Annotated in this window: 12 protein-coding genes and 3 pseudogenes; 12 read left to right on the top strand and 3 right to left on the bottom strand. The window is 69.8% G+C overall.

Going from position 1 to position 10,933, the window contains the following annotated elements:
• A pseudogene (locus ASF22_RS23910) lies at positions 1 to 89 on the top strand (IS5/IS1182 family transposase); the annotation flags it as partial.
• A gap of 66 nt (positions 90 to 155) precedes the next feature.
• Here ASF22_RS23910 and ASF22_RS13875 read toward each other — a convergent pair.
• Together ASF22_RS13875 and ASF22_RS13870 are read right to left on the bottom strand one after the other, a co-directional pair.
• The gene (locus ASF22_RS13875; RefSeq protein WP_056265360.1) at positions 156 to 1,487 is read right to left on the bottom strand and encodes an ATP-binding protein; all 1,332 of its coding nucleotides are present in this window, start codon (positions 1,485 to 1,487) and stop codon (positions 156 to 158) included.
• 5 nt (positions 1,488 to 1,492) lie between these two features.
• The gene (locus ASF22_RS13870; RefSeq protein ID WP_056265357.1) at positions 1,493 to 2,212 is read right to left on the bottom strand and encodes a response regulator; all 720 of its coding nucleotides are present in this window, start codon (positions 2,210 to 2,212) and stop codon (positions 1,493 to 1,495) included.
• Positions 2,213 to 2,401: 189 nt separating this feature from the next.
• Between ASF22_RS13870 and ASF22_RS13865 the strand changes: the two genes are divergently transcribed.
• From ASF22_RS13865 to ASF22_RS13855, 3 genes are all read left to right on the top strand, one after another.
• Positions 2,402 to 2,734 (top strand): hypothetical protein, encoded by a 333-nt coding sequence (locus ASF22_RS13865; protein ID WP_244474287.1) that lies wholly within the window; start codon positions 2,402 to 2,404, stop codon positions 2,732 to 2,734.
• Between the two features lie 71 nt (positions 2,735 to 2,805).
• Positions 2,806 to 3,201 carry a hypothetical protein gene (locus ASF22_RS13860; protein ID WP_056265355.1) on the top strand — a complete coding sequence of 132 codons (396 nt, stop codon included), beginning with the start codon at positions 2,806 to 2,808 and terminating at the stop codon, positions 3,199 to 3,201.
• Between the two features lie 86 nt (positions 3,202 to 3,287).
• On the top strand, positions 3,288 to 3,560 hold the full coding sequence (locus tag ASF22_RS13855) for a hypothetical protein (protein WP_056265351.1): 273 nt from the start codon (positions 3,288 to 3,290) through the stop codon (positions 3,558 to 3,560).
• A 194-nt stretch (positions 3,561 to 3,754) separates the two neighbouring features.
• Here ASF22_RS13855 and ASF22_RS24910 read toward each other — a convergent pair.
• Positions 3,755 to 3,910, bottom strand: a pseudogene (locus ASF22_RS24910) (carboxymuconolactone decarboxylase family protein); the annotation flags it as partial.
• A 184-nt stretch (positions 3,911 to 4,094) separates the two neighbouring features.
• Here ASF22_RS24910 and ASF22_RS13845 point away from each other — a divergent pair.
• From ASF22_RS13845 to ASF22_RS13810, 8 genes and pseudogenes are all read left to right on the top strand, one after another.
• The gene (locus tag ASF22_RS13845; protein ID WP_056265348.1) at positions 4,095 to 4,655 is read left to right on the top strand and encodes a PAS domain-containing protein; all 561 of its coding nucleotides are present in this window, start codon (positions 4,095 to 4,097) and stop codon (positions 4,653 to 4,655) included.
• A gap of 1,162 nt (positions 4,656 to 5,817) precedes the next feature.
• Positions 5,818 to 6,276: a hypothetical protein gene (locus tag ASF22_RS13840; protein WP_056265344.1), complete on the top strand. Its 459-nt coding sequence runs from the start codon at positions 5,818 to 5,820 to the stop codon at positions 6,274 to 6,276.
• Positions 6,277 to 6,381: 105 nt separating this feature from the next.
• On the top strand, positions 6,382 to 6,882 hold the full coding sequence (locus tag ASF22_RS13835) for a PRC-barrel domain-containing protein (protein WP_056265368.1): 501 nt from the start codon (positions 6,382 to 6,384) through the stop codon (positions 6,880 to 6,882).
• A gap of 32 nt (positions 6,883 to 6,914) precedes the next feature.
• Positions 6,915 to 7,346, top strand: coding sequence for an Rmf/CrpP family protein (locus ASF22_RS25315; RefSeq protein WP_348271148.1), 432 nt, complete (start codon positions 6,915 to 6,917; stop codon positions 7,344 to 7,346).
• Positions 7,347 to 7,439: 93 nt separating this feature from the next.
• On the top strand, positions 7,440 to 7,727 hold the full coding sequence (locus ASF22_RS13825; RefSeq protein WP_056265340.1) for a hypothetical protein: 288 nt from the start codon (positions 7,440 to 7,442) through the stop codon (positions 7,725 to 7,727).
• 114 nt (positions 7,728 to 7,841) lie between these two features.
• Positions 7,842 to 9,926, top strand: coding sequence for an ATP-binding protein (locus tag ASF22_RS13820; protein WP_056265337.1), 2,085 nt, complete (start codon positions 7,842 to 7,844; stop codon positions 9,924 to 9,926).
• Between the two features lie 11 nt (positions 9,927 to 9,937).
• Positions 9,938 to 10,600 (top strand): response regulator transcription factor, encoded by a 663-nt coding sequence (locus tag ASF22_RS13815; protein WP_056265333.1) that lies wholly within the window; start codon positions 9,938 to 9,940, stop codon positions 10,598 to 10,600.
• 19 nt (positions 10,601 to 10,619) lie between these two features.
• A pseudogene (locus tag ASF22_RS13810) lies at positions 10,620 to 10,895 on the top strand (cytochrome c biogenesis protein CcdA); the annotation flags it as partial.
• Positions 10,896 to 10,933: the final 38 nt, after the last annotated feature.

Genomic DNA, 10,933 nt, shown 5'->3' with positions numbered 1-10,933 from the left:
GCGCCATCGCCACACGCTACGAGAAGACTGCCGTCAGCTTCATGGGCGTCCTCTCCCTCGCAGCCGCCCTCGATTGGCTCAAGCGATGACACGCCCTAGTGCCTATACTAACGAGGCATGAGACGGGCTGGGCCGCGTTCACGTCCGACTGATACTCAGGACGGCAGGGTCACCTCCGCACGTAATCCGCCACCGGTCCGGTTCGCCAGCACCACGTCGCCCCCATGGGCGCGGATCGCCGACCGTGTGATGGCGAGCCCAAGACCGGTCCCGCCCGTGTCGGCGTTGCGCGAGCCCTCTAGCCGCGCGAAGGGCACGAACATCTCCTCGATCCTGTCGGGCGGCACCCCCGGCCCATCGTCGTCGACGAGGATACGGATCAGGTCGTCGGCTCGCTCCAGCGAGATCCGTGCCCTGTCGCCGTAGCGGACGGCGTTCTCGACCAGGTTGTCTAGGGCCCGGCGCAGCGCCAGCGGCCGGCCCTGGAAGGGAACGGTGGCCGGGGACGTGACGGTGACGTCCCGCCCGAGCACTCCGTGGTCGTCCGCGAGCGCCCGGACCATCTCGGAAAGGTCCAATGCGCCGCTGTCCTGGGCGAGCGCGTCATCCCGGGAGAATGCCAGTGTCGCGTCGACCATGCGCCCCATATCCGAGATCGTACGGACCATCGCGTTCCGGAGCTCGCCGTCCTCGACCATCTCGGCCCGAAGCCAGAGGGAGGCGATGGGGGTGCGCAGGTCGTGGCTGATGGCGGCCAGCATCCGGGTGCGGTCGGCAACGAAGGCCCCCGAGCGTTCCTGCATCTGGTTGAACGCCGCCGTCATGGTCCGCAACTCGCTCGGGCCGCGCTCCGGCAGCGGCTCGAACCCGGCGCCGCGACCGGCCTTCTCCGCGGCCCTGGCGAGGTCAGCCACCGGACCGACGATCCCGCGCCTTGCGACGGCGACGACCACGAGCACGGCGACAACGCTCGCCAGGACCTGGATGAGCGCGATCCGCATCCACGGCGGGGTCCGCGACGCGAGCGGGGCCTCGGCGTTGAGCCAGCGCCCGTCGTCGAGCCGGACGGAGACCCGCAGGGCCTGGGTCCTGTCCGACAGGCGGCCCCGGGGGGCATTCTCCCCGACGTCGCGCTCGACCAGGGCGATCCGCGCCTGGCTCGCGTCGTCCTTCATGCGACGGTCGATCCGCCGCGCGAGCCGTGCCTCGTCGGCTCCCATCGCGCCTTCCGGGACGAGGCTGCTGGCATCGATGGTGAAGCGGTGGCGGGGGGAGCCATACGCTGCGACCACGCTCGGGACGGTGTCGGGCTGGACCGCGTCGAGCAGGCGAACCAGCGTGGCGATGCGGTCGACCACCTGGGTCCGGGCCGCCGCGCGACCGACCCGCGACGACTCGTGCGCGAACATCGCGAAGGCCACGGCCTGGGCGCCGACGACGGCGAACACCAGCAGGATCGCCAGCCGTCCGCCGAGCGAGTGCGGCACCAGCCTCAAGGCACCATCCTCACCTCGGCCGCCAGGACGTAGCCGCCGCCCCAGACCGTCTTGAGGAGCCCCGGGTTGGCCGGGTCGCGCTCCAGCTTGCGCCGGAGGCGGCTGACCTGGTTGTCGATGCTGCGGTCGAACGCGTCGGCGGTCCGGCCGCTGGTTAGGTCGAGGAGCTGGTCGCGCGAGAGCACCACCCTCGGATGCCGGGTCAGTGCCGACAGCAGGCGGAACTCGGCCGTGCTGAGCGCGACGGGAGTGCCGTCGTCGTCGACGAGCTCGCGCCGGTCGGTGTCCAGCGTCCAGCGGTCGAACGTCAGCTTGCGTCCGTCGGCCCCATCCCGGGTGCGGGGAAGCGCGCGCGTTCGCCGGAGGAGGTTCTTGATGCGGGCGAGGAGCTCGCGCGGCTCGAACGGCTTCGTGACGTAATCGTCGGCCCCGATCTCCAGCCCGACGATCCGGTCGGTCCCCTCCGCGAGGGCGGTGAGGAGGATGACGGGCGTGTCGTACGCCTCCCGGATATGGCGGCAGAGCGAGAGCCCGTCCTCGCCCGGCATCATCACGTCGAGGAGCACGAGGTCGATGGCGCTTCCCGCCAGGACGACGCGGGCGGCCGCCGCGTCGGCTGCGACGGTGACCTTGAGCGCCTGCCGCCTGAGGTAGGCCGCGAGCGGATCGCGGATGTCGCGGTGGTCATCGACCACCAGGATGTGTGCGTCGTCCATGTCCCGAACCTTTCGTACCGGACCCTAACGCGCGGCGGCGTCCGCCTCCCGGGGGGTTCTGTCGCGAAATGTATCGGGACTTTCGAACCCGCGACGGTTCGCGACGAAAACGGGGGTTTCCGGCAAATCCCTGCGACAGGCCGGCGGCAAGGTACGGCCAGTCGAAACGCCGCATCGGGAGACGAAGCGATGACGAAGGAAGCGGTACGCGCGCCGAGCCTGTTAAGGCGGCTCCTACCCGCGGTCCTGCTGGCCGCCGGTCTGGCGGCGCCGCTGGCCACCGCCGGCACGGCCGAAGCCCGCGACGGCTGCGGGCTCGGGGGCCACCGTGGGTTCTACGGCTACTGCCGGCCCAACCTCGGACCGCGCGTGTTCTACCGGCCCTACGCCTTCCGGCCTGCGTTCTACGGACCTCGGCGGTTCGGTTGGGGCGGTCCTCGCTGGCATCGCTGGGGCGGCTACCGGCATGTCGGCTGGGGCCATCGCGGCTGGGGCCACCACGGCTGGCATCACCGTTGGTGACCCTGTCGAGGTTGGGGGCCGTACCATCCGGCGCGGCCCCGCGACGACCCGGTGACGCGAGAGGTGCGATCATGAAGAAGGCCATCGCCTGCCTGACCCTCGCCACGCTCCTGGCGGGATCTGGCGCCTCTGCCCAGACGCCCCCCGGCACCGATCCGCCGAAGGGCGGGGCGAGCGCAGGCGTCGACCTCGCCACGTTCCTCGCCCGGCACCGCACCCGGATCATGCGGGCCGATGCCGATCACGACGGTCGCGTCAGCCGGGCGGAATGGGCGGCTTGGTGGGACGCCCGTCCCGGCAAGGGGCCCTACGACCCTGCCGGGCGGTTCCGGGCCATCGACGCGGACGGCGACGGCTTCCTCACCGCGGAGGAGGTCGACGCCACGTCCACCAAGCGGTTCGCCCGGCTCGACGCCGACCACGACGGTCGCGTCGTCCGCGCGGAGCGGCCATGCCGCGCCAAGTGAACCGAATGCCCGGGATCGGGGTTCGGGTAGCGATCTTTCCCAGGGCGCGGCCGATGCGCCGCGCCTGCCACCACGAAGGAATCAGGATGAAGCTCACAGGTCTCATCGTCGGCGGTTTCGCGACCCTGCTCATGGCAGGCGGAGCCCAGGCCCTTCCCATGCCGGCCGGCGGTCTCGGCGTGGACGCTCCCATCGTCCAGGTCCGCGCCGGTTGCGGCTTCGGCGCCCATCGCGGTCCGTTGGGAGGCTGCCGCCTGAACCGCGGACCGCGCGGCGCCATGCGGCGGGCCATCACGGGCGCGCCGCGCGGCTGCCCGCCCGGCCTCTACCGCGGTCCGGGTGGTCGTTGCCGCCGCTGACGCGGCAGATCGTTCGGTCTCGGACTGAAAGCCATGCCTCCCAAGCCCCCGCCAGATCAGTCGACCTGGTGGGGGTTCGACCTTCATGGGGATCGGATGGCTTCGCATCTCTCGCGGCGGCCGAAGGTAGACATCGCACTCCTGGAAGCGCTGCGCATGCCTCTTGAGGATTGATCGTCCCTCGGCTGCGCCGATCAGCCGGCGTCGCGCGTGAATGCGTTGAATGCCCCGGCGCTGTCGACGAGCGCCGCACCGGCATTCAGGGCCACTGCAACGCCCAATGCCTCGAACATCTCCTCCTTGCTGGCGCCAACCCTGCGCGCGGCGTCGGTATGGAAGGGGATGCAGCCGAGGATGTCCGCTATCGCTTCCGGCCGTACGAGAGCCTTCGCCCCGGGCTCGGTCATCCTCGGACCCGTTCGATCTCGGTAAGGCTTGATCCAGGGAACCGGCGCGGCGACAAGTTCGTGGCCGTCTACCGTCCAGGGTTTGCGATGTCTGACGGAGCACGACCTATCCGTCGCGGCCATCCTGATGCGGGGCGACTCGATGATCTTCCTCACCGACCCGGCCGGCCACTGCGTCTACACGAGCGCCGAATGGACGGCGGTCACCGGGCAGAAGGGCGACGACGCCCGCGGCAGGGGTTGGCTCGCACGCGTGCATCCGGATGACAGGCCCATCGTCGAGGATATCCTGGACCGAGCCACCCGGCGCGGCGCCGAGTTCAATGTCCGATATCGCCTCCTCAAGCCCGACGGCACCTGCCGATGGGTTGCCGCAGGGGGCGTCCCCTCGTTCGGACTGCTCGGAGACGCCTTCACCGGCTATCTCGGCACCATCACGGAATTCGCCCACGGCGCGACGGACACGATCCGTGCCTATGGCGACGTCGAGCGGTTCCGTCCGCCCGCGCCCCATCCAGCGACGACGCCGGCCTTCGCCCTCGACCGGGTCGCCGATTACCTCATCATGGCCCATTCGCTGGTCGAGGACGACGGCGGGCAGCAAGCCCTGCCGGACCTCCGCAGGGCGCTGTTCAAGATCGGCCAGGCCCTGGCGGCCAAGGTCGCGGAGACGGAACGGCTCAACTGAGCCGGAAACCTGGGCAGCGTATGCGAACGGCTGGGTAACCGTGGGGTCCGTTCGCCCCGGGATCGAGAACGTCGACGTCAGGGCCTGGCCGATCTCAGGGGGCAGGACAGCGCCGAGGATCGGTCGGCTCGCGTCAACGTCGAGCGGGCTATCACGCAGGTCTCGAACTGAGCCCCGCCTTACACCGCCAACCACCCGTTACGCGAACAGCATCGACGACCACGTACCGCCTCCTGCTCGTCGCCTTCGACGTCGTCCCCAAGCTGCCAGGTCCCATCGACGCGTCTGACCGTCGCCTGCGCCAATCCGTGAGAGGGAAAGGCCCATAGGCAAACCATCGCCCCATGGTCGACCGCTCACCGACCCTTCGGTTTGTGGGCGACATCTTCACGGTGGGTCGAAACCGCCCTCGGTCCATCGGTGATGCGGGCGGATCCGCGTTCCCGATCAGGTCGCCAGGGCCATGACCAGGGAGAGCACCACGACGCATCCGAGGACGGCCAAGCCGACCGCGTGGATCGCCCCGGGCGGCGCAAAGTTCCGGTTGTCGTTGGCCGGCCGCGGAAGCTCTCCTGGCCAGCGTCGCCACCTGCGGCATGCCGAGGGCGCCTCAAGCCAGGAATTTCCGGCATCCGAACCTAGCTCACGTCGGCACGTCATGGGCGGGGTACCGGATGCGGTTCTGGTCGGGGGCGAGGTCCGATGCGTTGAGCCCTCCGCCGTAACGGGCCCAGTCCTCGACGGAGCATTCGGCCGCCGTCGCCGGTCCGGCACTGGGGTCACCGAATGGCGAGACGCCGCCGGGCCGCCTCCGGAGCGTGCGAAGCAGCCGTGCCGTTCGACGCATCGCTTGTTTCATGCGTACCCCTGCCATTCGGCCGCGTGAACCCCGATCCACCGCCGGGGCACGCCCTGACCGCGACCTCGTATGACTTCGCATGGATTGCAAGACGTACTCGGAGGGCACCCAGGCGGCTGTCAGGTTTACCCTGACGGGGGTGCGGTCTTCTCTGACTGATCGGGTCACATCCGGCGACCCAGATGACGAGGTGAGCCGGAAAGGCTGCACCGGTCCGGTCCGGGCGCGTTCGACAAGGCCGGATCGCCGGTCGAGCCTTTCCTCCCACCGCGCGGCCAGGCATGGCCCATCCGGAGTCGCTCCATGAAACGCATCGCAGTCGCCCTCGCGGCGGTATCGAGCCTCGTCCTGTTCGCCCCGTCGAGCGAGGCGAGGCCCTTCGGCAGAGGGCATGGCTTCCACGGACACCACGGCAGCTTCGGCGGCTTCCATGGACACCACCGCGGATTCGGTGGCTTCCGGGGGCATCACGGCGGCTTCCGCGGCATCGGCTTCCGCTCGCACCGACACGGGTTCGGCGGCTATCGCGGGTTCGGCTTCCGGCACGCCCGCTTCGGGTACGGGCGGCACTACGGACGCTACGGTTACCGTCGCGGCTATCGCGGTTTCGGCCTCGCCACCGGCCTCGGCCTCGGGCTCGCCGCCGCGGCGATCCGGCCGGCCTATTACGGTGCCGGATACGGCCGTCCCTACGGCTATGGATACGGCTACGCCCCGGTCCGCTACGGCTACGGCCGCCCGTACCTTGGCTGCGGCTACTAAGCCCCGCACGCGAGTCGAGGGCTTGGGCCGCCCGTGGCAGGTCCAAGCCCTCGAATGACGGATGTCGGCCCCGTGCCGAGACTTCCCCAGATCGAGGAGAACCGGATGAAGAACATCGTTGTCAGCGCGCTCGTCGCCAGCGCATTCCTTGCCGGTCCCGCGCTCGCGCAAGACAAGGTCATGCAGAAGCCTGCCAGTGACCAGACCGGCCAGATGAAGGCCCAGGCGGCCGGCACCGCGATGCCCACGTCGACGGGCGGAATGGGTGGCATGACCATGGCCGACACGGCCACCGCCAAGATCAGGTTCGTCACTGCCACGCCGGCCGAGGTGACCTCCTCGAAGCTCGTCGGCAAGAACCTCTACAACAAGCAGAACGAGACCGTCGGCGAGATCGAGGACCTGGTCATCGACAACGGCAAGACCGTCTCCGGCATCGTCGTCAGCGTCGGTGGCTTCCTCGGAATTGGCGAACGCTACGTCCTGGTCGATCCCGCGTCGGTCTTCCTCCATCGCGCCGACGACACTCTCAAGGCCATGGTCGACACCGATAAGGACACGCTGAAGAACGCGCCTGCCTTCAAGTACGACAAGAAGAGTTCCTGAGCGACGTTCACGGTCGGGGCGGCCAACCATCCATGGCCGCCCCGCCGTATCGCCTGGGGGGAGGAACGCGACTGTCCATCGGCAACGGTCAAGCGCGTTCCGCTCCCGCAGGTGTCGGGAAGATCCTGACACGCGTCGGTGAGAACGGCAGGGTTCGGGAAACAAGCTTGTCGGTGCCGTCGATCCGGGCGCTACTCGATGCCGTCGAACGATTTCGAGATGACGGAGAGGAAGCGCCGATGATCATGGATGTCATCAAGCAGGGCGCGCGCGCCCGAACCATGGGTCGCCCGAGGGACGCATGCCCCTATCCGGGGGACTCGCGCGAACGCCGCGCCTGGTACGAGGGCTTTGACGGATCGGTCTGGGACCTCGACACAAGGGTGCCGCATCCGCGTGTGATGGCACGCGTCGCAGGGCTCCGGCCTGGCGCGTCGGCCCCGGAACTTTCGGCGGCGACCTAAGGCGCCCCTCGGCGGGGTCAACGGGTCATGCTGTGCGGGCCCGGATCGGCGCCCTTGCCGGAGCCATGCCGACGAGGGCCGGGATATCGATGCATGGGCTATATGGGCAGGAAGAAACCGTCGTCCCTGGAAGGCCATACCTTCGGCCGACTTGAGCGTGTTGTGACCGCCCTGGTGGAGGCCGGCCTCGATCAGGACGGCATCCCACCGCCGAACCTGATCGAACGCCTGAGGGACCTGGAGCAAGGCGTGCTCGCCTCGGAAGGCGGCCGTCAAACCCTTCAGGTCATAGCCTCGGGACGACGCCTCCTCGGAGACGACGCGGGGTCACCGCCGTTCCACCGGGCCTTGGACATCGAGGTGGATGAAGGGTCTCGGTGATACCGGGCCACCGGTGTCGGGCATCTCGGCCGGCGGGCGCATGGGCTTTAGGATCGGGCATGTCGGACTGGCGGCATCCTCCGCCATGGACGGGTCCGTCCGAGGGTCGCGTTCATGACCATCCGGATAAAAGTCCGTTCAGACGGGGCGGATCAGGCGCAACTCAACCGTGGCAACGGTCGCACCGTCGTCGCGCTAGCGCTCGCGGCCGCCATTCCGGTGCTCCTGCTCAGCGGCTGGGTCGCCACGTCGATGGCGCAGCAGCAGCGCGACCTCACCCGCAGCGCCGCGGTGGCCAGCGCGAGCCGCGTGGCCGAGCGCGTCTCTTCCGACATCACCGCGCAGATCGGCGTCCTCGAAGCGGAAGCGGCATCCGCCACCCTCGACAAGCCGGACCTCGCCGTTTTCTACGCCGAGGCCGAGCGGCTCAAGCGGGCACGACCGCTCTGGGAGACCGTCGAGCTTTCGAGGCCGGACGGCGTCCAGATCGTCAACCTGCTCCGCTCCCTCGACGACGAGCTCGGCCCCACCGCCGACCGCCGAAGCTTCGACGCCGTCGTCGGGACGCATCGCCCCGTGGTCGGCGGCATCGGCCCGGTCGGGCCGGTCTCGGGCAAGCGCCTCGTCGCGTTGCGGGTCCCGGTCATCAGGAAAGGCGACCTCCGCTACGTCCTATCTGTCGGGCTCGCCAACGACGCGGTCAGCTCGATCCTGCGCGACGCCGGCGCACCGGATGGCTGGGTCGGGACCATCGTCGACGCCGACGGCAACACCATCGCCCGCACCCGCGCCGAGGCGGAGGAACTCGGGCAACCCGCCGACGCCGCACTGCAGGCGGCGATCCGGCACGCGCCCAACGGCTTCTACTCGGGCTCCACCTTGGAGGGATCGAACGTCGAGGTGGTCTACCGGACGCTGACGGATACCGGCGGCTGGTCGGTGCATTTCGGGATGCCGGCCGCGACGCTGAACGCCCCGGTCCTGCGCTCCTACCTTGTCCTGGCCGGCGGCAGTGTCCTCAGCATCGGCCTCGCCCTCGCGCTGGTCGGCCTGGTCGGCCGCGACATGGCGCAGAGACGGGCCGGCGAGCGGGCGCGGTTTTCCCTGGCGCTGAGGTCGATCGAGGAGCAGGGCGCCATCGCCGCCGATGCCGCCGAGCTTGGAACGCTGCGATGGGATACGGTCCGGGGTAAGGTGACGGGGTCGCCACGTGCGGCCCAACTGCTGGGTTGGAGGGCCGACGTCACGGAGGGCGGCGAGACGGAGGCCGATGTCGGCATGGTGATCGGGATGGTTCACCCGGACGACCGCGCCCGCCTCTCCGACGACCTGCGCTGGAGCCTGGCGGACGGGGGGGCTTTCGACGTCGAATTCCGCGTCGACGGCACGGGTCCCGAACCGCGCTGGGTACGCTTGGCCGGCCGCGCGCCCCGCCTGCGTGACGCTGGCGCAGCCGGCCTGGTCTACGGTGTGGTGTCCGACATCGAGCCGCGCAAACGCGCCGAGGCGGAGCGCCTCGAACTCCTCCGCCGCCTCGGCGAGGCGCAGGAGAACGAACAGCGCCGCATCGCGCGCGAGCTCCACGACCAGGTCGGCCAGACCGTCACGGGCCTGTCGCTCGGCCTGAAGGGCCTGGAACGGTTGCTCGCATCCTGCGTCGCCGACCCGGAAGCGACCCGGCAGGTCCAATGGCTGCAAACGCTCGCCGGCGAGATCGGGCGCGACATCCATCGCGCGGCCGTCGACTTGCGCCCGACCGCCCTCGACGATCTCGGCCTCCACGAGGCCCTCGCCACCCTGCTCCGGGAGTGGGGGCGACGCCATGGGGTCCGCGCCGACCTTGAGTTCCTCGGCGACCCCGTCCGCTTGTCCGCCGCCGCCGAGACCGCGATCTACCGGATCGTGCAGGAGGCGCTCACCAACGTCCTGAAGCACGCCCAGGCCGACACCGTCAGCGTCTCGGTCGAGCACCGTCCGCAGGAGGTGCGGGTGATCGTAGAGGACGACGGCGTAGGGTTCGATCCCGAGGTCGTTCCCGGGATGACGGAGGACGGTTCACCGGCCAAGCCGCGCCTGGGCCTGTCCGGCATCCGCGAGCGCCTGTCGCTCCTCGGCGGTGCGCTCACCCTTGAAACCTCTCCGGGGGTCGGCACGACGTTGTTCATCGCCATTCCCGTTCCGCAGGCCGCCTGCGCATGAAGGACCTGTCCATGGGCCGCATCCGCGTCGTCCTCGCCGACGACCATCCCATCGTCCTCGCCGGCATCCGGGCGCTCCTGAACGCCGACCCCGAGATCGAACTGGTCGGCGAGGCCACGAACGGCGGCGAGGCGCTTCCGCTGATCCGCTCGGTCTCGCCCGAGGTCGCCGTTGTCGACGTCTCGATGCCCGGCCTCAACGGCCTCGAACTGACGGAGCGGGTCACCGCGGAGTGCCCCGGAACCAAGGTCCTCGTCCTTACGGTCCATGAGGACGCCGCCTACGTCCAGCCGCTGCTGAAGGCCGGCGCCAGGGGCTACCTCTTGAAACGCTCCGCGGCCGAGGACCTTCTCAGGGCGGTCCATGCGGTGGCGGCCGGTGGCGTTTACCTCGACCCGTCCGTCGCGAGCCACGCCATGGCGCAACCCGCGACCTCGGCGAAGGGTACCGGAGGCGACGGTGGCGAGGCGCTCAGCCCACGGGAGGCGGAGACGCTCCGCCTCATCGCGCAGGGTCTCAGCAACAAGGAGATCGCGCGGCGCATCAATGTGAGCGTGAAGTCGGTCGAGACCTACAAGGCCAGGGCCGCCGAGAAGCTCGGACTGAGGACGCGAGCGGAGATCATTCGCTACGCCGCGTCCCACGGCTGGTTGGATGCGCTGACCCTACGCTAGCCTCGGCGGACATATTCCCCGGACGCGGCTGGCCGCGGCCGCCGGACCGGTGAGCGACCGGGCCGAGATCTGGTTCGGCGGCTTCTCGACCGCCGGCCTGCCGCTCGGCAACCTGTCGCGCGAGTTCCTGATGCGCTGGCGCGACCGGATGATGGAACTGGGCAAAGTGCTGAAGGCCGCCCTCGGGCTCATCCTCGTCTTCACCGGGCCGATCATCGCGCTCGGCTACGACAAGGTGCTGGAAACAGGTCTGATGAACGCTCCGCCGGCTTGGCTCACGGACCTGACGACGAGGCTTTGGGCCGACGGGCCATGTTTGTCGCGCGATTCCCT

This window comes from Methylobacterium sp. Leaf87 (assembly GCF_001422775.1).
GTDB lineage: Bacteria > Pseudomonadota > Alphaproteobacteria > Rhizobiales > Beijerinckiaceae > Methylobacterium.
Note: the sequence above shows the minus strand (reverse complement) of the source record. Positions and strands in the feature narration are given on the sequence as shown.

What these genes read in the sequence shown, in the direction of transcription:
- ASF22_RS13860 (WP_056265355.1), top strand. Translation starts at nt 2,806, where the DNA reads ATGAAGAAGGCCATCGCCTGCCTGACCCTCGCCACGCTCCTGGCGGGA.
- ASF22_RS13815 (WP_056265333.1), top strand. Translation starts at nt 9,938, where the DNA reads ATGGGCCGCATCCGCGTCGTCCTCGCCGACGACCATCCCATCGTCCTC.
- ASF22_RS13825 (WP_056265340.1), top strand. Translation starts at nt 7,440, where the DNA reads ATGGGCTATATGGGCAGGAAGAAACCGTCGTCCCTGGAAGGCCATACC.
- ASF22_RS13840 (WP_056265344.1), top strand. Translation starts at nt 5,818, where the DNA reads ATGAAACGCATCGCAGTCGCCCTCGCGGCGGTATCGAGCCTCGTCCTG.
- ASF22_RS13835 (WP_056265368.1), top strand. Translation starts at nt 6,382, where the DNA reads ATGAAGAACATCGTTGTCAGCGCGCTCGTCGCCAGCGCATTCCTTGCC.
- ASF22_RS13820 (WP_056265337.1), top strand. Translation starts at nt 7,842, where the DNA reads ATGACCATCCGGATAAAAGTCCGTTCAGACGGGGCGGATCAGGCGCAA.
- ASF22_RS13855 (WP_056265351.1), top strand. Translation starts at nt 3,288, where the DNA reads ATGAAGCTCACAGGTCTCATCGTCGGCGGTTTCGCGACCCTGCTCATG.
- ASF22_RS13870 (WP_056265357.1), bottom strand. Translation starts at nt 2,212, where the DNA reads ATGGACGACGCACACATCCTGGTGGTCGATGACCACCGCGACATCCGC.
- ASF22_RS25315 (WP_348271148.1), top strand. Translation starts at nt 6,915, where the DNA reads ATGGCCGCCCCGCCGTATCGCCTGGGGGGAGGAACGCGACTGTCCATC.
- ASF22_RS13845 (WP_056265348.1), top strand. Translation starts at nt 4,095, where the DNA reads ATGCGGGGCGACTCGATGATCTTCCTCACCGACCCGGCCGGCCACTGC.
- ASF22_RS13865 (WP_244474287.1), top strand. Translation starts at nt 2,402, where the DNA reads ATGACGAAGGAAGCGGTACGCGCGCCGAGCCTGTTAAGGCGGCTCCTA.